Here is a 19,798-nt window from a genome sequence, read left to right on the forward strand (position 1 = left end):
ATGGCCCGCATCCGGGGTGGATGCGGGCCGTGTCGCCTGCTCAACGTTCGATCAGCTTGCGCCGCATGCCCTCGGTGGCGATGACCAGGGCGGGCACCAGGGTGAGGTGGGTGATCGACAGGGCGATGGTGGAGGCGGTGTCGAAATCGGCGTCGACGGTGAGCGCGATGGTCGCGACCGCCAGGAGTGAACCGATCACGGCCGCGGTTCGCAGCACGCCCACCCACTTGTAGGACAGCAGTGCGGCGGCGGTGAGGCCCACCAGCATCGGAACGACGGTCAGGATGACGATGCCGCCCGGCGCGACGGATTGCGTCACGCCCTCGTTCGTCATGTCGAAGGAACCGCCCGCGGCGGCACCGATCAACCAGACGACCAGGTTGACCGCGACGGCGGCCGTGATCGCGCCGAGAACGGCGACCGGGCGGCTCAGCGCGGGGACGGTGATGGCGTCGCGGGCGGTGGTGGTCGTGGTCGTCATGATGATCTCCCGAGTCGAAGCTGTGCAGTTCGTGTGAGACCATCGTGAAACCTCAACAATTATTCAGGTCAAGCCGCGTCGGAGTGGAGTGTCGCGGATCACAGCACCGCGTGGCCGGTGGACCCGAAACGGCCCACGACTATGCTTCTGCGCCTATGGCCCTGAGTGCGACGATGTACAACTTCTCCGTCAACCTGGCCGACGTCGATCGCGGCGTCTACCAGGAGGTCGAGCTACGCGTCGCTCGCCACCCATCCGAAACACCCGCGTTCATGCTGACCCGGCTGCTGGCCTATTGCCTCGAATACACCGAGGGCATCACGTTCAGCGAAGGCGGCGTCTCCTCGACCGACGAACCCGCGGTCCTGGTCCGCGACCTCACCGGCCGCATCACCGCCTGGATCGAAGTCGGCGCACCCGACGCCGAAAGACTGCACCGCGGCAGCAAACTCGCCGACCGTGCCGCCGTCTACACCCACCATCGCGACCCCGCCAAGGTGCTGGCCCAACTCGTCGGCAAGAAGATCCACCGCGCCGAGGACATCCCGGTCTACAGCCTGGATCGAACCTTCGTCGACGCGGCCGCCGCGACGCTGGACCGTCGCAATGCCATGGGTGTCTCCATTACCGAACGCCTGCTGTACTGCGAGATCAACGGCACCACCCTGACCACGCCCGTCGAGGAACTCCGTCTGGTCTAACGAGACCTCAGGAGGCGGTTTCGGCCCGCGGTGGTACGTCGAAGGCGGCCAAGGGGCGGCGGCAGATGGCGCGGGCTTCGTCGGCCGACAGGCCGAGCATGCGCAGCAGGTCCTCGGTGACCTGGTCGGTAGCCGCCGCGTCATCGCGTTCCGGATGGTCGTGCAGGAGCTGGCCGAGGCAGAGGGCCGCCCCGGCGATGATGGTCATGGTGAGTTCGACGTCGGCGACCTGGAAGCGGCCCGCGCGGGTGGCCGCTTCGATATCGCGGCGGGCGCGGGGAGCCATGCCCTTGTCGGAACCGGTGAGCATGAGCCCATTGCCGAGCAGCACCTTGCTCAGGGTGGGATTGCGGCGGTGCAGGCGGCCGGTGAGGCGAAAGCTCTGCGCGAAAACCTCTGCGGGATCGTCGATATCGCGCGTGAGGAGATCGAGGGCGGCGGCGTGGCGTTCCAGTGCCTCCTCCACCGCTGCTCGATACAGCTCCTCGCGGCTGTCGAAGTGGTTGTAGAACGAACCCATCCCGACGTCGGCGGCCTGGGTGAGTTCGAGGATGGGCGCGTTGAGTCGACCCTCGGCCAGGAAGGTCTGGGCGGCATCCACGAGCGCGGCACGGGTGCGCGCCTTGCGGCGTTCCAGCCGGTTGGGTTCGGAACCATGTCGCGCGGGCATCGCGGGTCACCTCTCGTCGGCGATTCGCCGCCATCGTAACCCCGGCAGTCAATACTGACGAATTCCTCAAAACTTGTTGACTGGGTGAGGCGTCTCGAGTGACGATATCGTCAGTTACTCGGGAAGGGGGTGGCCGATGAGCGGCCATCACGACGTACACACCGGCCTGCACAGCGAATACGGTGGCGCAGCGCACGAACACCCCGGGCGTGCACGTGACCCGGTGATCAAGGTCGCGGACCTGGCGTGGCTGGAGTTCCAGAAACCGGATCTGGAGCGGGCCGAGACCTTCGCGCACGCCTTCGGATTCACGACGGCGGCGCGAACCGCGGACGAACTGCACTTGCGCGGAACGGATCCCGGCTCGCCCTGTGTGCTGATTCGTCGTGGCCCCCGGTCCCGGTTCCTTGGTCCCGCGTTCCGGGCTGCCGAGGCGGCGGACCTGCCGCGGTTGGCGGCGGCCGTCGAGTCGCGCCCCGTACCTCTGCCCGAGTCACTGGGGGGCTTGGCCGTCGAACTCACCGATCCGAGCGGTCTGCGGGTTCACGTGGTCGCCGACACCCACGTCCTGGGTGCGCTGCCCGCCCAGCGGACCCCGGTCTTCAACTTCGGCCGGGAGACGCCGCGCGTCAATGCCACCCAACGGCCCCCGCGGGAACCCGCACGCGTGCGGCGGCTCGGTCACGTGGTGGTGCAGACCACCAACTACCGCCGAACCCTGGACTGGTACCTGCGGCGGCTGGGGCTGATCGTCAGCGACTTCCTGTACTACCCGGGCCAGCGCGAACGCGGACCCGTGATGAGTTTTCTCCGGTGCGATCAGGGGTCGATCCCGACCGACCACCACACGCTGGCGCTGGTCCTCGGCCCGGCCGATCGATACGTGCACTCCGCGTACCAGGTGGCCGATCTCGACGCCCTCGCCGCGGGCGGAGAATATCTGCGCGACCGGGGCTATCGCCGTTCGTGGGGGATCGGTCGGCACATCCAGGGCAGCCAGATCTTCGATTACTGGCGTGATCCGGACGGTTTTCTGGTCGAGCATTTCAGCGACGGCGACCTGTTCGATTGCGCGGTCGCGCCGGGCTGGGCGCCCATGTCGGCATCCGGTCTGGCGCAATGGGGTCCGCCCGCGACCAAGGATTTCCTGGGCATCGCCCCGAGGAGGGACGCACTGCGCGAGGTGCGCACGATCGTCGACGCCCTGCGCGACGACAACGAATTCGATCTTCGCCGCCTGCGCGGCCTGTTGAAAGTGGCAACCTCATGAGCGTTTCCGTTCTCCGTACCGCTGACGCCTGGTGGGTGTCCACCCCATCCGGTGCGGTGCGGGTCGACACCGCCGCGGCGACCACCGCCGCACTGCTGGCCGATCGAGCGGCGATCGACGCCGCCGCGCACGGAGCGGGCGATCCGGTTCCGGTGCGTGAACTCGACCTGCTCTCCCCGGTGACCGCGCCGTGCCGCGTGGTGGCGCAGATGACGAATTTCGCCTCGCACGTGCGTGATTCGGGCGGCGACCCGGAGACGGTGCCGCTCACGTTCTTCCGCAAGTCCTCCGGGTCGATCAGTGGTCCCCACGACGATGTGATCCGGCCCGCCCATGTGGGTCTGTTGGACTACGAGGTGGAGATCGGGTTGGTGTTCGGTCGGGCGATGCCGGTCGGTTCGCGGCTCACCTCGGAGAGCCTGGCCGAGTACGTCGCCGGATTGGTCATCACCAACGACGTGTCCGCGCGCGATGTGCAGCTGCCGAAAACGCAATTCTACGAGGCGAAGTCATATCCCACCTTCACCCCGGTCGGACCTGCGCTGGTGCTGTTGGACACCGGCGAGTTGAAGCGCTTCACCGATCTGCGGCTGCGATTGTGGGTCAACGGCGAAGTGCGACAGGACATGACGGTCGCGGACATGATCTATCATCCGCTGGAGACGCTGCGGGCACTGACCCGATTCCAACGCATGGACGCCGGGGATCTGCTGCTCACCGGCACCCCGGTCGGCACGGCGATCAGCGCACCGCCGCGGCCGGTGACGATGTTGGCCGCGTTGTTGCCGCCGAATATAAAGTGGCGCTTGTTCTTTCGTGGCCAGGCCAAGAATCCGAAGTACCTGGGGGAGGGCGATGTCATGGAGGCCGCGATCGCGACCGACGACGGCGTGCTCGATCTCGGCCGCCAGCGCACGGTGGTGAGGTACGCGCGATGACCGGCTTGGCCCCGGTCGTCCCGGTGGTCGTCGTCGGGGCAGGCCCGACCGGGCTCACGGCCGCGACTCTGCTGGCGCGTGACGGGATCGACGTGGTGGTCCTGGAACGCTGGGACGGTCTCTTCCCGCAGCCGCGCGCGGTCCATCTCGACGGCGAGGTGCGCCGCATCCTCGCCCGGCTCGGGATCGGGACCGCCTTCGACGCCATCACCCGGCCCGCTCTCGGGTTGCGCCTGATCGACCGAGAGCGGCGGGTGCTGGCACAGATCGATCGCGATCCGACGGGCGGACGCAATGGGTATCCCGAGGCGAACCTGTTCGACCAGCCGGAGCTGGAAGCGGCGCTGCGCGCCAATCTCGCGGGCTGTTCGTCGGTCACCCTGCGCGGCAATATCGACGTCATCGGCGTCGCCGAGGAGGAGGACTGTGTGCGCGTCGACTACACCGATCGCGTGACCGGCGCAGTGGGTGTGGTGCGGGCACTGTACCTGCTCGGCTGCGACGGTGCGAACAGCGTGGTCCGCACCGCCATCGGGGCGCGCATGCAGGATCTGCGGTTCGAACAGCGTTGGCTGGTGGTCGATGTGGTCACGGCTGCCGAACTCGGTCAGTGGGGTGGCGTGCATCAGGTGTGCGATCCGGGTCGGGCGGCCACCTACATGCGTATCGGGCAGACGCGCCACCGCTGGGAGTTTCGGCTCGCGCCGGGGGAATCCGCCGCGGACTGGCCGGATATTCCGCATCTGTACCCGATGATCCGGCACTGGACCGCGGACGTTCCCATCACGGACCTGGAACTGGTCCGCGTCGCCGAGTACACCTTCCGCGCCCAGCTCGCCGACCGCTGGCGCTGCGGGCGAATGTTCCTGCTGGGCGACGCCGCCCATCTCACGCCGCCGTTCATCGGTCAGGGTCTGTGCGCCGGGTTGCGGGACGCGGCGAATCTCACGTGGAAGTTGGCCGCAGTCCTGCACGGGCAGTTGCCCGACACCGTGCTCGACACCTATGAGTCCGAGCGAAAACCACACGCCCGAGCCATGATCCGGCTGGCCAAGCTGGTCGGCGTCATCATGACCGAGGGCGGTGAATTCGGCAACCGCCTGCGCCGCCTGATCGCACCCCGGCTGCACCGTGTCCCGGGCGTAGCCGCGCTGATCATCAGTGGCGAGACGCCGCCGCTGCACCGCACCGACCTGGTCGTCACGCCGCTGCTGCGCCGCGGCCTGGCCGGGCGGCTCATACCGAACGCCCGGCTCACCGACCAGCGTCGCGTCGACGATGTCATCGCCGGGCGCTACGCCGTCGTCACCTCCATCGCACCGTCACCGGCCGAGCGGCAGGCGTTCGAACGACACGGTGTACTCCTGCTCTCCGTGCGCCCAGGCGACGATCTGCACCGCTGGCTGCGCCGCGCGCACACCCGAGCGGCGCTCGTCCGCCCCGACGGTACGGTACAGCGCACCGGCAGGGATCTGGCCGCCCTGTGCGCCACCATCGGCGGCCGTGGCGAGCCGCTCAGTGGCCGTGAACGGCGGGCGGTGTGGGGGCGTCCGACCGGCCCTCGACGAGCCAGCCGATCGTCCATGCGGTGCTGAACAGCCAGAGCAGCAGCAGGGCGAAGTGCGCCGCGCGGCGGCGGGTTCCGCGATCGTCCGGGCGCACTGTCGCCTCTCTCTCGTCATCGGCCGAATGTCCGACGGTTCGGTCCGGATGCCAACCCTGGTGGAGGTGGTGGTTCATCCGCAAGTCCGGGCGTGGATATCGTCATCATCGATCTTGATACGGTGCTCGCCATGACATCGACGACGCGCCGGACACGGCTGTTCTCGCTCCTGGGTCTGGTCTGCTGCCTCGTCGCCGGACTGACCGCCTGCGGTGGCGCGGCCGATACGGCGGAGACCGCGGCCAGCGGCGCCCCGCAGGCGCCGGGCCGCACCAGCTATCCGCTGACCATCGAGAACTGCGGTGTGGAGGTGACCTTCGACCAGGCGCCCACCCGGGCGGCCTCGCTGTACCAGGCGTCCACCGAGATCTTGCTGTCGCTGGGGCTCGCCGACCGCATGGTGGGCACGTCGACCTGGTTCGATCCGGTGCTGCCGCAGCTGGCGGCCGACAATGCGAAGGTGCCCCGGCTGGCCGACAACGATCCGTCACTGGAGGCGGTGCTCGCCACCGAACCCGATCTGGTGACCTCGGCGAGCGCGCACACCTTCACTCCCGCCGTGGTGGCGGAGCGGTCGCGGTTCGCGCAGCTCGGCATTCCCACCTATCAGTCGCCGTCGGTGTGCACGGGGGCGACGGTCGAGGGTGAAACCGTCACCCGCACCGAACCGCTCGGCATCGAGACGCTGTTCCAGGAGATCACCGAACTGGCCCGCATCTTCGATGTGCAGGAGCGGGGCGCGCGGCTGGTCGACGAGCTGCGCGGGCGGTTGGCGGCGGCGACGGCGAAGCTGAACGCGACCTCGGAGCCGACGGTCGCCTTCTGGTTCTCCGGAATCAAGACCCCGTACATGGCCGGATGTTGTTCCGCTCCCGGCATGTACGCCCGCGAGGTGGGTGCGCGCAATGTCTTCGCCGACGAGCGCGAGGACTGGCCCGAGATCAGCTGGGAGGCGGTCGTCGCCAGCGATCCCGATGTGCTGGTGCTCGCCGATCTCAGCCGACAGCGCATCGACGGCGACGCGCTGACCACGAAAATCGAGTTCCTGGAATCGAACCCGGCGACCAACCGGATGCGGGCGGTACAGGATAAGCGCTATGTCGTCATGACCGGCTCGGAGCTGGATCCGGGAATCCGTGAGATCGACGCCATCGAGAAGTTGGCGAACGGTCTCGCGACAGCGCGTTGACCCGCACCCGCCGCGCGGCGTCGATCTGCCTGGCTTGCGCTGTCCTGCTGTGCTTTTCGATAGCCGTCACGGTATCCATCGGCCCCGCCGACATATCCGTGCGTGATGTGTATTCCATCATCGGACAGCATCTCGGCCTGGGGACGTCGTCGGCCGGTCGACTGGCCGACGGCATCGTCTGGCAGTTGCGTTTGCCGCGTGCGGTGCTGGCGGCGATCTGCGGGGCGGGGCTGGCGCTGTGCGGGGCGATTCTACAATCGCTGCTGCGCAATACGCTCGCCGATCCGTTCGTCCTCGGCGTCTCCTCGGGGGCGTCCACCGGCGCTGTGCTGGTCGCGGTGGTCGGCGTCGGGGCGGGGGCGCTGACGCTGTCGGGTGGGGCGTTCCTGGGCGCGGTGCTGTCGTTCACGCTCATGCTGGCCCTGGCCTACGCCGCGGGCGGCACTCCGGACCGGGTGGTTCTCGCGGGTGTGGCGTGTACGCAACTGTTCTCGGCGCTGACCTCGCTGACCGTGCTGTGGTCGGCCAATGCCGATCAGACGCGCGGCGTGCTGTTCTGGCTGCTCGGTTCGCTGGCCGGGGCGACCTGGTCGGATGTGGTCGTCTGCGCCACCGTCGTCGCGGTCGGCTGCGTGCTCTGCCTGTGGTACGCGCCGACGCTGGACGCCTTCGCCTTCGGCTCCGATGCCGCTGCCGCTCTGGGCGTCGCGGTGGGCCGGACCCGGCTGTTGCTGTTGCTGATCACGGCCGTGGTGACGGCGGCGCTGGTGAGCGCGGCCGGTGCGATCGGCTTCGTCGGCCTGGTGCTGCCCCACGCCGCCCGCTTCCTGGTCGGCCCCGGTCACGCCCGGCTGCTGCCGGTCACGGTGCTGCTCGGCGCGGTCTTCATGGTCTGGGCGGACACCCTCGCCCGCAGCGCGTTCGGCGCCCGCGAGGTACCGGTCGGAGTGGTCACCGCCCTGCTCGGCGTACCCGCCTTCGCCATCCTGCTCGCACGGCGTCGCAGGCAGCTCACCTGACGCCCGCCGCATCGCCTCGGTCGGCCAGCGCACACCGCCCTTACCGCACACCGCCGCGATAGGTGGCGGGCGGGCGGCCGACCACCGTCTTGAAGTCGCGGGCGAAGTGCGCCTGATCGGCGTAACCGAGTTCGGCGGCGAGGGCGGCCAGATCCCGGTAGCCCTCGTGCAGGCGCTGGGCGGCCTCGTGCAGGCGGTAGCGCTGGATGACCCACTTCGGGGAGACCCCAACATGGTCACGAAACAGCTTCTGCAAGTGGCGTTTTCCGAGACCGAAGCGCTGTGTGAGGTCGTCGACGCGCATAATCGTGCGATCGGTGAGGATCGCGTCCACGATCTCGTTGAGCAGTGCGGTACAGCCGGATTCGCTGTCACACCGTTGGCGAACGAAGTCTTCCGCGAATCCGCCCCGCACGCGGGTATCGGATTCCGCGCTGATGCGCGCGGCGAGTCGATCGGCATCCGACCCGAACAGGTCGGAACCGGGCACCACCCGATCGGAGAGATCGGCGACGGGTCGGTCGATCAAGGTGCGAAATCCCGCCGGGCGGAAGGTGATTCCGAAGATATCGCCCCGGTCGGACAGCTTCTGCGCGTACTTGCCGCGCAGCACGCCGTGCACCCGGCACCGCGCGTCCTCGACGACCAGCACCACCGCCGGACTCGGGAGCACCTCCACTTCGAACGGCTCGCGCCCGCGCAGATCCCAGCGGACCGACCAGTGATGCGCCACGATGTGGGCCAAGTCCTCGGATACCGGAACGAAGCCCTCGCGATACACACCGGCCCCCGCCCGCGGGTCGAGGAGGCCGCGCGGTGGGCTGTCGGCGGTCGAATCCATGGCGCCCCGCGTTCGCGTTTGTTCAAGACCGGGATACCCCCTCGACCTTAGCGTCGAGTTATGAACGACACGACCGCCACCGGCACCATCGAATCGAAGTCCTGGGAGCAGACCGAGTTCGCGTCCGCCGACGGAGCCCCGGCCCTGGGCGTCGCCACCGGCCACGACCGCTACAGCGGCGACATCGTCGGCGACGCGGAATGGCGGGGCATCATCTACAGCAACGCCGACGGCAGCGGCGGCTTCGACAGCCTGCAACGCATGCACTGCACCCTGGCGGGCCGCGCCGGCACTTTCGTCCTCCGCATGACCGGCACGTTCGACGCCGCCGGCGATTCCCGGGCCGACTGGTCCGTCCTACCCGGTTCCGGCACCGGAGACCTCACCGGCCTCACCGGTACCGGCGGCTACGACTCCACCGATGGTGCCAACACCTACCGTCTCACCTACCGTTTCACCTAGCCGACACCACCCGCGGCGTCTCCGTCGGCACCGGACACCGATGGCGGCAGGCAGGACAAGGCGGTCGCAACGGCCGCCGTCGGCGTGCGCACCTCGATCCCCGCGTCGAGCGGTCGCCCGTCGGCATCGTGCACCCGCCATCCCCCGATACCGACCACGGGCACGCCACCCCGCCTGCGGGCGAGGGCCACCTCCGACAGCGTCCCCCACGATCCGCCGACCACGATCACCGCATCGGCCGACCACACGATCACCGCGTTCCGTGCCTCGCCCATATTCGTGTACAGCACCGCCGAGAGGCCGTCACAGACTTGCTCCCGATCGTTATCGGGACGCACGCCGATCACCAATCCGCCAGCGCGGGAAGCACCTTCGGCGACCGCGGCCATGACGCCGGTGCCGCCACCGCACAACACCGTCGCCCCGGCTTCCGCCAGCAGGCGGCCGATCTCGCGGGCATTGTCGACGTCGGTCGGTGTGCAGTCCCGAGGACCGCACACCGCAACCTGAATCGAGGGCATGTTCATCCGTCCTTCGCGTCGGTGATTCCGGTATTCCGTAATGGAAGAAAGGGGGCAAATCGGATCTGAAGATATGCAGTTCAGACAGCTTATTTCATTCTGCCGCAACGTATTTGGCGGTAGAATGGCTGCATGAATTCGGAGGGGGAGATCCAGCAGCGTGATCCCGCGCTCGCCATGTTGGTGACCGCGATCGACACGCTGTTGGCCGAGGACCTGACCGGATTCACCGACACCGGATTCACCGACACCGGATTCACCGACACCGCATTCGCTGCCCGCGTGCAAGGACTGGAAGCGTGTCGCCGCCGGTTGGAGGCGGTGGGGCATCGGCACGTGGTCGAGATCAACGACCGACAGTTGTGGACCACCACCGGATCGGTCGGGCTCTACCGGTACCTGGTGGAAACCCTGCGCCTGGCCAAACCCGACGCCGTCGCGCGGGTGAAGACCGCCGCGCAGCTGGGGATCATGACCAGTGCCTACGGCGAGCAGTGCGAACCCCGTTTGCCGTGTACAGCCGCCGCGCAGGCCGCGGGGGTGATCTCGGGGGATCACGCGCGGGCGGTGATGCGGGTGATGGACCGCATCCCCGACGCGGTCGATACCGAACACCGCGCCATCGCCGAGGAACACCTCGCCGACGCCGCGCGGGCCGGGACCCCGGAGATGGTGGGCAAGGTCGGTGACCGCATCCTGGGCTACCTCGACCCCGACGGGACGCTGACCACCGACAAGGACCGCGCCTGGGTGCGGGCAGCGACGTTCGGGGAACAACTTGGACGGGATGAGCCCGTTGCAGGGCTGTTTCGATCCCGAACTGCGGGCGATGCTTGATACCGTGTTCGCGAAGTGGGCACGCCCGGGCATGTGCATGCCCGACGACCCCGACAGCCCCCAACTCGGGGTGCATGATCCTGACGGGTTCGACCCGAACCGGCTGGAGGCCGCCGTCGGGCGTGATGTGCGGTCTCCGGCGCAGCGGCGCCACGACGCGTTGACAGCGTTCCTGTCCGCCAGCGGCCCGGACAACCTGGGTGCCCATCGCGGGTTGCCGGTCTCGATCGTGCTCACGATGTCGGTCGCCGACCTGCTCGAGGGTGCGGGGGTCGCGCGGGCGGCGTCGGGGACGACAATCCCGGTGCGGGAAGCGTGGCGGATGGCGCAGGGCTCGATCCCGCTGTTGCTGCTCTTCGACGACACCGCTGGCAAGCCGCTGTATTTGGGAGAAGGTGCGAGGATCGCGTCGTCGTGGCAGCGGTTGGCCGCGATCGCTCGTGACCGTGGCTGCACCCACCCGGACTGTTCGGCTCCGGCGACGATGTGCGCGATGCATCACCTGATTCCGTGGGCCGCGCAGGGTCCGACCGATATCGACAACCTCACTTTGGTGTGCGATGCCCATCATGCGCAGATCGCCGCCGACCCGGATGATCCGAGTGGGTGGGCCACCCACCGTGTCCCGGCTGGTGGCGTGGATGCGGGGCGGACGGCGTTCTGTCCGCCGGTCTCGGTGGATCCGCGACGGCGACCACGAGTGAATCGGTTCCATCACCCCGAACAAGTACTCGCCGAGAGTGTGAACCGTCGCCGCGCCCGGCTGCTGGCCGACCGCGCGGCCGTATCCGGGCATGGCGTCGGCCGCGCGGGTGAATCCCGCCGTGGCCGGGAGCCGCACTCCGCCGCAGAGGTGCCTCCTGGTGGCGTAAGCATCTCACCGCGTCTGCGATGACTCGCCGCTCTCATCGCGTCCGCGACACCCCACCGCTCCCTCGGGGCGCACTCGAGTGCTTCACCGTGTTCCTCGCGAGGGAGCCATCCCACCGCCGCACCCGCCGCATCCAGCACCATCCGCCGTATCTCGAAACCGGACCACAGCCAGTCCGACGGCCCGAACCGAGCCCATGACCCCCAACCTGGCGTCAGCGACAGTCAGGTAAGGCACACGAGGCAACCACACTTCCAATCTTTTGATCTCTGCCGCAACCGCTCCCGTCACGGTCACCGCACCAGACGAATGGTGACCACCGCAGCCTGGAACGCCACCCCGGATATATGAAACATCCATAGTTCTAATTGGGTCAATTTCTGGACGGGAGACCAGTTAACTGTGTTAACTTGGCCGCCGGGTGACCACCGTCGCCCCGGGGACGTCCGCAGGGTCCTGTTGCTATTGCCTTGTCCCGGAGCATCTTTCGGGGCACAACAAGGAGAACTATGTTCCGAACCACGAGGATGACCGCACTCACGGCGTCCACCGCGCTCGTCTTTGCGGGACTGAGCGCCGCCACCGGCATCGCCACGGCGGACGGGGGTTGCGAGGTGCGCAGCTATCAGACCAAGAAGGACGTCAGCACTGTAGGGATCACCCACACCTACGAGAAGATCGCCAGCGCCGAGAGCATCGGCATCGGCACCACGGTGACCTACGACGTGAAGATCGGCACCACCGGCATCGGCAACCCGTACGTCAACACCATCACCGACTTCCCGCCCACGGGCTTCGGCGCGCCGGTCAAGGTCGCGGTCACCGCGTACCACGCGGGCAGGGGACAACAGACCGAGGATGTGACCGCCACCCCGAACGCGGGCGGGTGGAAGGTCACCAGCACCGGCTGGTTCGTCAATTCCGGCAACCCGGTGACCCTGCACATCACCTACCCGGTGCCGGACAGCCTGCGCGCGGGCCAGCAGATCACCAGTGGCGGTGTGGGTGTCGCGGGCACGGTCGGCGTGAGCAACGAGATGCCCAATCTGACCTCGTGTTTCACCGCGCGCGGCGCCAATCCCGGTGAGTCCGTGCTGGGCAGCCTCGACGACAACGGGCTCGGCTCCGATGACGGACAGCTCAGCTCCACCGGCTCGTTCAGCGACGTGCTGGCCGAGACGCTGCGCAAGTTCCTGGGCAGCTGACGGTCCACACTCCCGAGCATCCCGCTCGCCCCGGCCGATGGGGCGAGCGGCGGTGCGCGATACGAGCGATGAGGGGTGAGCGGATGCTCGCGAGAAGAATGTCGATGCTGACTGCGATCGGCTGCCTCGTGGTCGCGGCGGGACTGTCCGGCGCGTCCGGTACGGCCGCGGCCGATCCCGCCACAACCGAACCGGGCACGGCGGATACCGCCCCCGCCGAACTGGTGCTCATCGACCGGGCGGGGCAACGGCAGCAGATCATGCACGTCTACTCGCCGTCCATGGGCCGGGTCATCACCCTGCACGTGATCACCCCGTTCGACACCAGCGCGCCACACCCGACGCTGTACCTGCTCAATGGCGCAGGCGGCGGTGAGGACCGCGCGAACTGGCATCGGCAAACCGATATCGTGCAGTTTCTCGCCGACAAGAACGTCAATGTGGTGACCCCGATCGGCGGCGCGTTCTCCTACTACACCGACTGGTACGCGGACGATCCCGAGATCGGCCGACACCGGTGGACGACCTTCCTCACTCGCGAACTGCCGCCCGTCATCGACGCGGCCCTGGGCGCTACCGGCGTCAATGCCATTGCGGGCGTATCCATGTCGGCCACGTCGGCGCTCAATCTCGCGATCGCCGCCCCCGACCTGTACCGAGCGGTGGCGTCCTACAGCGGTTGCGCCTCCACCAGTGACGCCATCAGCCGCACCTACATCGAACTCGTCCTCGCCCGCGCCGACGCCGACGTCCGCAATATGTGGGGCGAGCCCGGCGACCCCGCCTGGCTGCGCCACGACGCGGTGCTCAATGCCGACAAGCTGCGCGGTAAAACCATCTACATCTCCAGCGCGACCGGACTGCCCGGCCGCGAGGACACGCTCGCCAATCCGCTGGTGGGCGGCGAACCGACCACCCTGGCGAATCAGATCGTGCTCGGGGGCATGATCGAAGCCGCGACAAACCTGTGCACCCACCGGCTGGCGGGCCGCCTGGCCGAGCTGGGCATCCCCGCCACGGTCGAATTCCAACCCGCCGGAACGCATTCCTGGATGTACTGGCAGGACGCCTTCCACCGCTCCTGGCCGATTCTGGAGGCCGCGTTGCGGTGACCGTCCGCGTCATCCACCGCCGACGCTGACCCGCCCGGCCACCACCGGATGCGCGTAATCGGGTGCGAGGGCGAGTGATCTGGCGGGCTGCCAGAGTCGGCGCAGGGTGCGTTCGTCGGGTACGTCGGCCCAGTACGCGGTCGGCTCGCCCGGCGGTTCCCCACCGTGGTCAGCGAGGTAGCGGGCCGCCAGGACCAGTTCGGCGACCAGCCGCATATCCTCCTGGTCGGCTTCGGCGACGACGGTGTCGATCAGCTCGTCGACGGCATCGGGAAGCGGCCGGACATAGCGGGCGACGATTTCCGCCGCGTCGTGGATCTCCATGCGGCGGCGGTGCAATCGTTCGCGGGGGGAAATGTGCCAGCTGTCGGCCCACTTCAGCCGGAATACCACCTGCGGCGCGGCGGCCGTCAGATCCCGCCAGATCGGGGACAGGCGGCGGACGGTGCGCGACTCCTGGTCCAGCCGCAACAGCCGCAGCACGGCCTGCGCCGAGGTGGGGATGAAGACGACGACCACGGCGGCGTACACGAACAGCCCGGCTTCGCCCGAGGCCAGTTCACCGGCGACCCGGGTGTAGGTGAGGTGGAAGGCATCGTGGACGCCCGCGACGTCCAGGACGCCGGCGGCGGCGATCGTGCCCAGCGGGAGCAAGGTGGCCAGGCCCAGACCGACCATGGCCGCCACCGTGATTCGCTCCCACCAGGTGGTCGTCCGCCACAGCGCGCCCTTGTACAGCAGGACGAAGTAGTAGGTCGTGATCACGGCGGGCAGTCCCGTGTACAGCCCGAAGTAGACCGCGAATTGCCAGCCGCCATGGTTCGCGATGGAGGACATACCCTGTGCGCGCGCCGGATGGCTGAGGGCCAGGAAGGCCAGGCCCACGAGCACCGACAGCCCGATCACGATGCGGAATCGGAACCGGTAGCGGGTCGGCCCGTATTCGTGCAGCAGCGCCATCCCCAGCCCGCACGCCCAGGACAGCAGGGTCAGCCAGTGCCAGGCGTCGAAAACGGTGGGCAGGCCGCCGGGCACGACCCCGGCCAGATTGCGGGCGACGACCGGCTCCCGCAGCACCGCCGCCGAGGCGTTGAGCGCGATCACTGTATTGGTGAGATGGCCGAAACTGCTCGCGTGCCTGGTCAGGGCGACTCGGATGATGGTGATGAGGACGATGAACGCCGTCGCCGACGCGGTAGCCCAGAGGGGCATGTGGTCGTGCGGCCACATGCGCTACATCTCTTTCAGCATCGGGTCCCGGCGCGGCCCGTCGGTGCGGGCGTGGGAGCCGATCAGGGTGGCGAACAATTCCGCTTCGTACTCCTCGTTGGAGGCGTAGCTGGAGATGCCGCGAGCGGCCCGGACGGTGGCGGGGTCGATATCGCCGACGGTCTCCTTCAGCGTCTTCCACTCCGTCGCGGAGATCGGCCGGTCCTGCCCGTGGCCGAGCAGCATATGGCCGATCTCGTGCAGCACCACGTGCGTCTCCACGGTGGAGTCGGGGGAGCGCCGCAGGAAGATGGCGTCGTACTCCTTGCACGCCAGCCACAGTCCGCACAGTCCCACCGGCGCGGTGGGCGGCAGCGGCAGCCGCGCGATGCGGCGTCCGCGCATGCGCTCGACCGCGGCGATGAACTCCTCGATCGTCCAATCCGGGGGCAGATCGAGGTCGTCGACCATGGCCCGCAGCCGGGCCCGGGTGGAGATCTTGCCCCGGTCGGGCCGCCACGGCCACGGGAATGGCTTGCGCCAGAACAGGTTCAGTATGCCGCTCAATTGGAGTTCCTGTCCCGAGCCTTCGGACATCTGATCTTGCTCACCGCGCACGGCGGCGCGGACAATCACAGTCGACCACAACCCGGCGTTCCGCGCAATCGATCGGAAGTCGTTACGGTGGCTAGGTTTTCGACGTGTCGTCCGGGGTCGACTCGTCGGGGGCTCGGGTGGGTTTGGCGACATCTTGCAGTGCCTGTAGTAGCTGGTCGATCGCTGTCTTGGGGAAGATCAGCTGGTACCCGTCGGTGTGGCTGCGTGCCCGCTTCAATTCGATGCCCAGCCGGTCGAGTTCGGTCACGAGGTCCACGACGGAGCGGTGCTTGCGTGCCAGATTCTGCAGGGCGTTCACGCCGCTCTCGACATCGTCCGCGTCATCGGTCATGGGTGCGGCGGGTGGCTCGTCGACGGGCATTCCGAGCGTGCCGCCGTGGTGCAGGGCCGCCGTCGCGCTGCCGGGCGGCAGTCCCAGGGCCTCGAGCGCTCGATTGTATTTGGCCTCCGATGTGGCGCTGATGGTGTCGACCTGCCCGCTCTCGATCCGAGATTGCACATTCCGGGTAGGACCTCCCAGTTCATGGATGTGCTGATGCGTGATCAGCTCATCGGGAAGATTGCGTTGCCGAAACGCCTTCAGCTGCCGTCCGAACCGCTGTCCAGCGGACTCGACGACTTTCTCGCGCTGCGCGCTCTCGCCGACGCCCAATTCGTCGCCCATGAGCAGGCATTGTAGCACTCACATGGGCAGAGCTGGGCATGACGTCCCATCGCTGAGAAGCGTACCTAGTCGATCGAGGGTCGGCAACGGGATTTGACCTTGAATCTGTCCACGCTTTCGGGTTCCTGACGGCGGGATGCGCTGTTAACGAATCTGCCATGTGCACGATGCACACCGATGTGTTGACATGAGTATTCATGGTCGCTAAATTGCACTCGAAGGGGCGGGTTCGGGCGCCAATGCGAGGTGGGCAGCGATCATGTGGAAGTTCGGCACGATCGGAGAGACTCCCGACGGAATCACCTTCGGCGGAGTCGGGTTGCGCGAATCCGGCGCGGCGCGACCTCGGACACTCCTGGTTGCCTCCGATTCGCCGTTCGCGCGAACGGATTTCGAGGATGCGGTCGCGGCCAGCGAAGGCTTCGTCCTGGCGGGAACCTGTTCCTGGCGTGAGGTCGCCGACCGGGCCGGGCACTGGCGGCCCGACGTGGTCGCCGTGGACGCCTCGGTCGCCTACGTGGCGGGTCTGGCCGAGACGGTGGCCCAGCTGCGCGGCCTGGCGCATACGCCCATGATCACGCTCCTGGTCGAGCACGGCGCGGCCAAGGCCGATATCGACCAGGTCGACGCGGTGGTGGCCACCGATCGCGGCGCGGCCGCGGTCTTGGAGGTGCTGGAGGTGCTGATCTCCGGGGCGGTGCTGGCACTGATGCCGCAACCGGACCGGGTGCATGCCGACGCGGCCGCGGACTACGAGGTGCAGCGCCGCCTCGCCGCCATGACCAAGCGGGAACGGGAGATCCTGGAGTTGGTCGTCGACGGCCTGTCCAATCGAGAGATCGGCTCCCGGCTCTACATCAGCCCGGAGACGGTCAAGGAGTACGTCAGCCGCATTCTCACCAAGCTCGAGGTGACCAGCCGGATCGAGGCGGCGGTGGCCGCCGTGCGGGCCGAACAACTCGCCTGCGGCGAACGATAGCTGACCACAACGGAATCCGATCCGCATGTTCGCGACTATCGGCATGCCCAGGGCTGTCGGCATGCCCGGGGCTATCGGTCGCCCCCGGGTAGCCAGACGTCCTCGGCCGCCAGGTCCCCGATCCGGTACTTGCCGAGGGCGCTGATCAGCAGCCGCAATTCCAGCTCCAGCGCACCGAGCAGATTGCGCAGTCCGTGATCGAGATCCTCGTCGGCGGCGATCAGCGCCGCCCGGCCGAGGCCGGTGGCCGCCGCGCCGAGCGCGAGGCATTTCACCACCCGGGTGCCCTCCCAGCAGCGACCGGACACCAGTAGCGCGTCACTGCGGTCGAGATCGGCGATCCGGCGCAGGCATTCGTCCAGCGGCAGCCCCACATGATCCAGGAATCCGCTCGGCGCCCAGCCGGTTCCGGCCTCGGCGCCGTCGACGGTCACCGCGTCCGCGCCCGCCGTCCACGCCACCTCGGCCGCGGCGGCCACATCCCGTGACGGCGGCAGCTTCACCCATACCCGGCATCGCGGATAGTTGTTGCGCATCAAGCGAATCTGATGGCGCAGAATCTCCGGGGTGAAGGTGCCCGGGGTGGCGCAGCGCAGGACGGGCCCGGTGCCGCTCTCGTTATCCGTGCCGATATCCACCATGTCGTACCACGCCGCCAGCTCCGCGGCGCGATGCCGGGGCACCAGGGTCATGCCGCCGAGACCGGGTTTGGCGCCCTGGCCCACCTTCAGTTCGAAGGCCAATCGGCCGGTGGCCAGCAGCGGTTCGGCCGCCGGGTCGCTGTACACCTGGTTCCACACCTCGGCGTCGGCGTCCTCGGTGCTCTGCTGGACGATCACACCGCCGGTGTCACCGGCGGCGGTCTTGGCATACTCGTTGAGCCTGCGCAGCAGTGACCCCCGCGACTCCCGCTCTCCCGGCGCCTCCGGGCGCAGCCGGCCGTACCCGGATACCGGCACGATGTTCTCGCCGATCACCATCGGCACGCCGGACAGTGCGGCCTGCCGTGCCAGCGCGACGCCGAGTTCGCCCTCCGCCACGGCGGTCGACCCGAATGCCGAGACGTACACCGGAAGTTCGGCGCGCAGGCCGCCGATGGTCGTGGTCAGGTCGACATCACCGGCGAGTGGTTCCCGCCCGAGTTCGAACAACCGCTCCTCGCGTTTGGGCACGAATACCGGTGGCACCAAACGGAACCGATCGATCGTATCGGGCGGTTGCGGAGCCGGGTGCTCGCCCTGTCCGAACAGGGTCGAACCGTACCGGGCGCGGTCGGGGAATACCGCGGCCGCCGCGGCGCGTGCGCGGGCGCGTACCTCCCGCTCCGGGAATCCCGGGGCTGTCAGGGCGGTCACGGTCGCGGATCCCCCGGCAGCTTCGGATAGGCGGTGGCCTGCCAGACGGCGTCGGAGCCGCAGAGGAAGCGGGTGAAGCGTTCCACCCCGAGGCCGAATCCCGCACTGGGCGGCAGACCTTCGCGCGCCAGGCTCAGATACCACTCGTACTTGGCCGGATTCTCGCCGGTTTCGCGAATCCGGGTCAGCAGGGTGCGGTAATCCGACTCGCGCTCACTGCCGCTCATCATCTCCCCGAAGCCGCCGGGGAAGATCAGGTCGAAATTGCGGAGCACGCCGGGCGAGTCCGGGTCCTCCCGGTCGTAGAAGCCCCGCGACCCCTTCGGGTAGTCGGTGACGAAGAACGGGCGCGTCGCGGCCGCTGAGACGAGTTCCTCACCGGCCCACTCGATCTCGGTGTGGTCCGGCTGGTCGTAGCCGAGGTCGCGTAGTTCGCGCACCGCGTCGGTATGGCGCTTGCGGCCGTAGGGACCCGCGAGGACCTGGTTCAGCTGTTCGACGTCGCGACCGAGTTCTCGCAGCTCGTGTTTGGCATTGCTGAGCACGTACTCCACCACGTGGGTCGTCATGCGTTCGGCGACATCCATCGCGTCGTCCCGGGAGCCGCCGGCGATCTCCACGTCGAGTTGATGGAATTCGACCAGATGGCGATGTGTCACCGCGGTGTCGAGCGGCTCCAGTCGCACATTGGGGGCCACGTGGAAGATCTTGTCGAAGGCGAGCAGGGATGCCTGTTTGTAGAGAATTCCGCTGGTCATCAGCTTGTATCGATGACCGTAGTAGTCGATGTCGACCTGCTTCGCGCCGCGGGACCCGGGATCGGTCACCGGGCCGATGATCGGCGGCAGCAGTTCGGTGAAACCCTCGGCGGTCAGGAATTCCCGCGCGGCCGCCTGGAATGCCGACTGGACGGTCAACGTCGCAATGGTCCGCGGCGAGGTGAGATGCGCACGTGTCGACGGGAGTGCGGATACCGTCGATTCGGTCGATTCAGTGGGCAAGTCCGGTCCGTTCAATAGTGGTGAAGGTTGATCGGATAATTGGATCGATACCGAAATGAATTGTGTGGACGAAGCCCATTATCGAGTGTCGGAAGAAGTCTGTCCATCACCCGTTCGGGGGGATTTCGACCATCGGGAGAAGTGTGAAACAGCTGGTTGACACCGGTCGTAACACGCGATTAATCTCGGTCG

Annotated in this window: 21 protein-coding genes and 1 pseudogene; 13 read left to right on the forward strand and 9 right to left on the reverse strand. The window is 68.0% G+C overall.

The window, feature by feature from the left end; genetic code table 11:
- Positions 1-40: 40 nt before the first annotated feature.
- A complete protein-coding gene (locus tag QJS31_RS31070; protein ID WP_282776286.1) occupies positions 41-481 on the reverse strand; it encodes a DUF6069 family protein in 441 nt (146 codons plus the stop codon).
- A 155-nt stretch (positions 482-636) separates the two neighbouring features.
- Here QJS31_RS31070 and QJS31_RS31075 point away from each other — a divergent pair, with 155 nt between their 5' ends.
- Positions 637-1,182, forward strand: a complete 546-nt coding sequence (locus tag QJS31_RS31075) for a YaeQ family protein (protein WP_282776287.1) — start codon at positions 637-639, stop codon at positions 1,180-1,182.
- 7 nt (positions 1,183-1,189) lie between these two features.
- Here QJS31_RS31075 and QJS31_RS31080 read toward each other — a convergent pair whose 3' ends face one another.
- Positions 1,190-1,852 (reverse strand): TetR/AcrR family transcriptional regulator, encoded by a 663-nt coding sequence (locus QJS31_RS31080; RefSeq protein WP_282776288.1) that lies wholly within the window; start codon positions 1,850-1,852, stop codon positions 1,190-1,192.
- 136 nt (positions 1,853-1,988) lie between these two features.
- Between QJS31_RS31080 and QJS31_RS31085 the strand changes: the two genes are divergently transcribed.
- The 5 genes from QJS31_RS31085 to QJS31_RS31105 all read left to right on the forward strand — a co-directional run bounded on the left by QJS31_RS31085 (position 1,989) and on the right by QJS31_RS31105 (position 7,931).
- Positions 1,989-3,122: a VOC family protein gene (locus tag QJS31_RS31085; RefSeq protein ID WP_306358373.1), complete on the forward strand. Its 1,134-nt coding sequence runs from the start codon at positions 1,989-1,991 to the stop codon at positions 3,120-3,122.
- Positions 3,119-4,060, forward strand: coding sequence for a fumarylacetoacetate hydrolase family protein (locus QJS31_RS31090; RefSeq protein WP_306358374.1), 942 nt, complete (start codon positions 3,119-3,121; stop codon positions 4,058-4,060). Before QJS31_RS31085 ends, QJS31_RS31090 begins: the two co-directional genes overlap by 4 nt.
- Positions 4,057-5,655, forward strand: coding sequence for a bifunctional 3-(3-hydroxy-phenyl)propionate/3-hydroxycinnamic acid hydroxylase (locus QJS31_RS31095; protein ID WP_306358375.1), 1,599 nt, complete (start codon positions 4,057-4,059; stop codon positions 5,653-5,655). Before QJS31_RS31090 ends, QJS31_RS31095 begins: the two co-directional genes overlap by 4 nt.
- A gap of 198 nt (positions 5,656-5,853) precedes the next feature.
- Positions 5,854-6,912 (forward strand): ABC transporter substrate-binding protein, encoded by a 1,059-nt coding sequence (locus tag QJS31_RS31100; RefSeq protein WP_282776294.1) that lies wholly within the window; start codon positions 5,854-5,856, stop codon positions 6,910-6,912.
- Complete coding sequence (locus QJS31_RS31105) at positions 6,909-7,931, forward strand: iron ABC transporter permease (RefSeq protein WP_306358376.1); 1,023 nt, start codon at positions 6,909-6,911, stop codon at positions 7,929-7,931. The genes QJS31_RS31100 and QJS31_RS31105 overlap by 4 nt, the downstream gene beginning before the upstream one ends.
- Positions 7,932-7,971: 40 nt before the next feature.
- Here the strand turns inward: QJS31_RS31105 and QJS31_RS31110 are convergent, their stop codons facing one another.
- Complete coding sequence (locus QJS31_RS31110; protein WP_282776297.1) at positions 7,972-8,772, reverse strand: AraC family transcriptional regulator; 801 nt, start codon at positions 8,770-8,772, stop codon at positions 7,972-7,974.
- A gap of 60 nt (positions 8,773-8,832) precedes the next feature.
- Between QJS31_RS31110 and QJS31_RS31115 the strand changes: the two genes are divergently transcribed.
- Positions 8,833-9,234 (forward strand): DUF3224 domain-containing protein, encoded by a 402-nt coding sequence (locus QJS31_RS31115; RefSeq protein WP_282776299.1) that lies wholly within the window; start codon positions 8,833-8,835, stop codon positions 9,232-9,234.
- Here QJS31_RS31115 and QJS31_RS31120 read toward each other — a convergent pair.
- Positions 9,231-9,755: an LOG family protein gene (locus QJS31_RS31120; RefSeq protein WP_282776301.1), complete on the reverse strand. Its 525-nt coding sequence runs from the start codon at positions 9,753-9,755 to the stop codon at positions 9,231-9,233. The genes QJS31_RS31115 and QJS31_RS31120 overlap by 4 nt on opposite strands.
- 177 nt (positions 9,756-9,932) lie before the next feature.
- On the opposite strand from QJS31_RS31120, the pseudogene QJS31_RS37455 reads away from it, so the two are divergent.
- The 4 genes and pseudogenes from QJS31_RS37455 to QJS31_RS31140 all read left to right on the forward strand — a co-directional run.
- A pseudogene (locus tag QJS31_RS37455) lies at positions 9,933-10,977 on the forward strand (DUF222 domain-containing protein); the annotation flags it as partial.
- Between the two features lie 39 nt (positions 10,978-11,016).
- Positions 11,017-11,487 (forward strand): HNH endonuclease signature motif containing protein, encoded by a 471-nt coding sequence (locus QJS31_RS37460; protein WP_372341700.1) that lies wholly within the window; start codon positions 11,017-11,019, stop codon positions 11,485-11,487.
- A gap of 503 nt (positions 11,488-11,990) precedes the next feature.
- Positions 11,991-12,668, forward strand: coding sequence for a hypothetical protein (locus tag QJS31_RS31135; protein ID WP_282776307.1), 678 nt, complete (start codon positions 11,991-11,993; stop codon positions 12,666-12,668).
- Positions 12,669-12,766: 98 nt separating this feature from the next.
- Positions 12,767-13,780, forward strand: coding sequence for an alpha/beta hydrolase family protein (locus tag QJS31_RS31140; RefSeq protein ID WP_282776309.1), 1,014 nt, complete (start codon positions 12,767-12,769; stop codon positions 13,778-13,780).
- A 9-nt stretch (positions 13,781-13,789) separates the two neighbouring features.
- On the opposite strand, the gene QJS31_RS31145 is transcribed toward QJS31_RS31140, so the two are convergent.
- The 3 genes from QJS31_RS31145 to QJS31_RS31155 all read right to left on the reverse strand — a co-directional run bounded on the left by QJS31_RS31145 (position 13,790) and on the right by QJS31_RS31155 (position 16,106).
- Positions 13,790-14,992 carry a DUF6545 domain-containing protein gene (locus tag QJS31_RS31145; protein WP_282776311.1) on the reverse strand — a complete coding sequence of 401 codons (1,203 nt, stop codon included), beginning with the start codon at positions 14,990-14,992 and terminating at the stop codon, positions 13,790-13,792.
- Between the two features lie 21 nt (positions 14,993-15,013).
- Positions 15,014-15,556, reverse strand: a complete 543-nt coding sequence (locus tag QJS31_RS31150) for a regulator (RefSeq protein ID WP_306358379.1) — start codon at positions 15,554-15,556, stop codon at positions 15,014-15,016.
- A 121-nt stretch (positions 15,557-15,677) separates the two neighbouring features.
- A complete protein-coding gene (locus QJS31_RS31155; RefSeq protein ID WP_282776315.1) occupies positions 15,678-16,106 on the reverse strand; it encodes a hypothetical protein in 429 nt (142 codons plus the stop codon).
- A gap of 36 nt (positions 16,107-16,142) precedes the next feature.
- Between QJS31_RS31155 and QJS31_RS31160 the strand changes: the two genes are divergently transcribed.
- Together QJS31_RS31160 and QJS31_RS31165 are read left to right on the forward strand one after the other, a co-directional pair.
- Positions 16,143-16,286 carry a hypothetical protein gene (locus tag QJS31_RS31160; RefSeq protein WP_282776317.1) on the forward strand — a complete coding sequence of 48 codons (144 nt, stop codon included), beginning with the start codon at positions 16,143-16,145 and terminating at the stop codon, positions 16,284-16,286.
- A 244-nt stretch (positions 16,287-16,530) separates the two neighbouring features.
- Positions 16,531-17,250: a LuxR C-terminal-related transcriptional regulator gene (locus QJS31_RS31165; RefSeq protein WP_282776319.1), complete on the forward strand. Its 720-nt coding sequence runs from the start codon at positions 16,531-16,533 to the stop codon at positions 17,248-17,250.
- 71 nt (positions 17,251-17,321) lie between these two features.
- Here QJS31_RS31165 and QJS31_RS31170 read toward each other — a convergent pair whose 3' ends face one another.
- Positions 17,322-18,605 carry a glutamate synthase-related protein gene (locus QJS31_RS31170; RefSeq protein WP_306358380.1) on the reverse strand — a complete coding sequence of 428 codons (1,284 nt, stop codon included), beginning with the start codon at positions 18,603-18,605 and terminating at the stop codon, positions 17,322-17,324.
- Positions 18,602-19,621 carry an asparagine synthetase A gene (locus QJS31_RS31175; RefSeq protein ID WP_306358381.1) on the reverse strand — a complete coding sequence of 340 codons (1,020 nt, stop codon included), beginning with the start codon at positions 19,619-19,621 and terminating at the stop codon, positions 18,602-18,604. The genes QJS31_RS31170 and QJS31_RS31175 overlap by 4 nt, the downstream gene beginning before the upstream one ends.
- Positions 19,622-19,798: the final 177 nt, after the last annotated feature.

It is taken from the genome of Nocardia sp. CC213A (assembly GCF_030766805.1).
GTDB classification, from domain to species: domain Bacteria; phylum Actinomycetota; class Actinomycetes; order Mycobacteriales; family Mycobacteriaceae; genus Nocardia; species Nocardia otitidiscaviarum.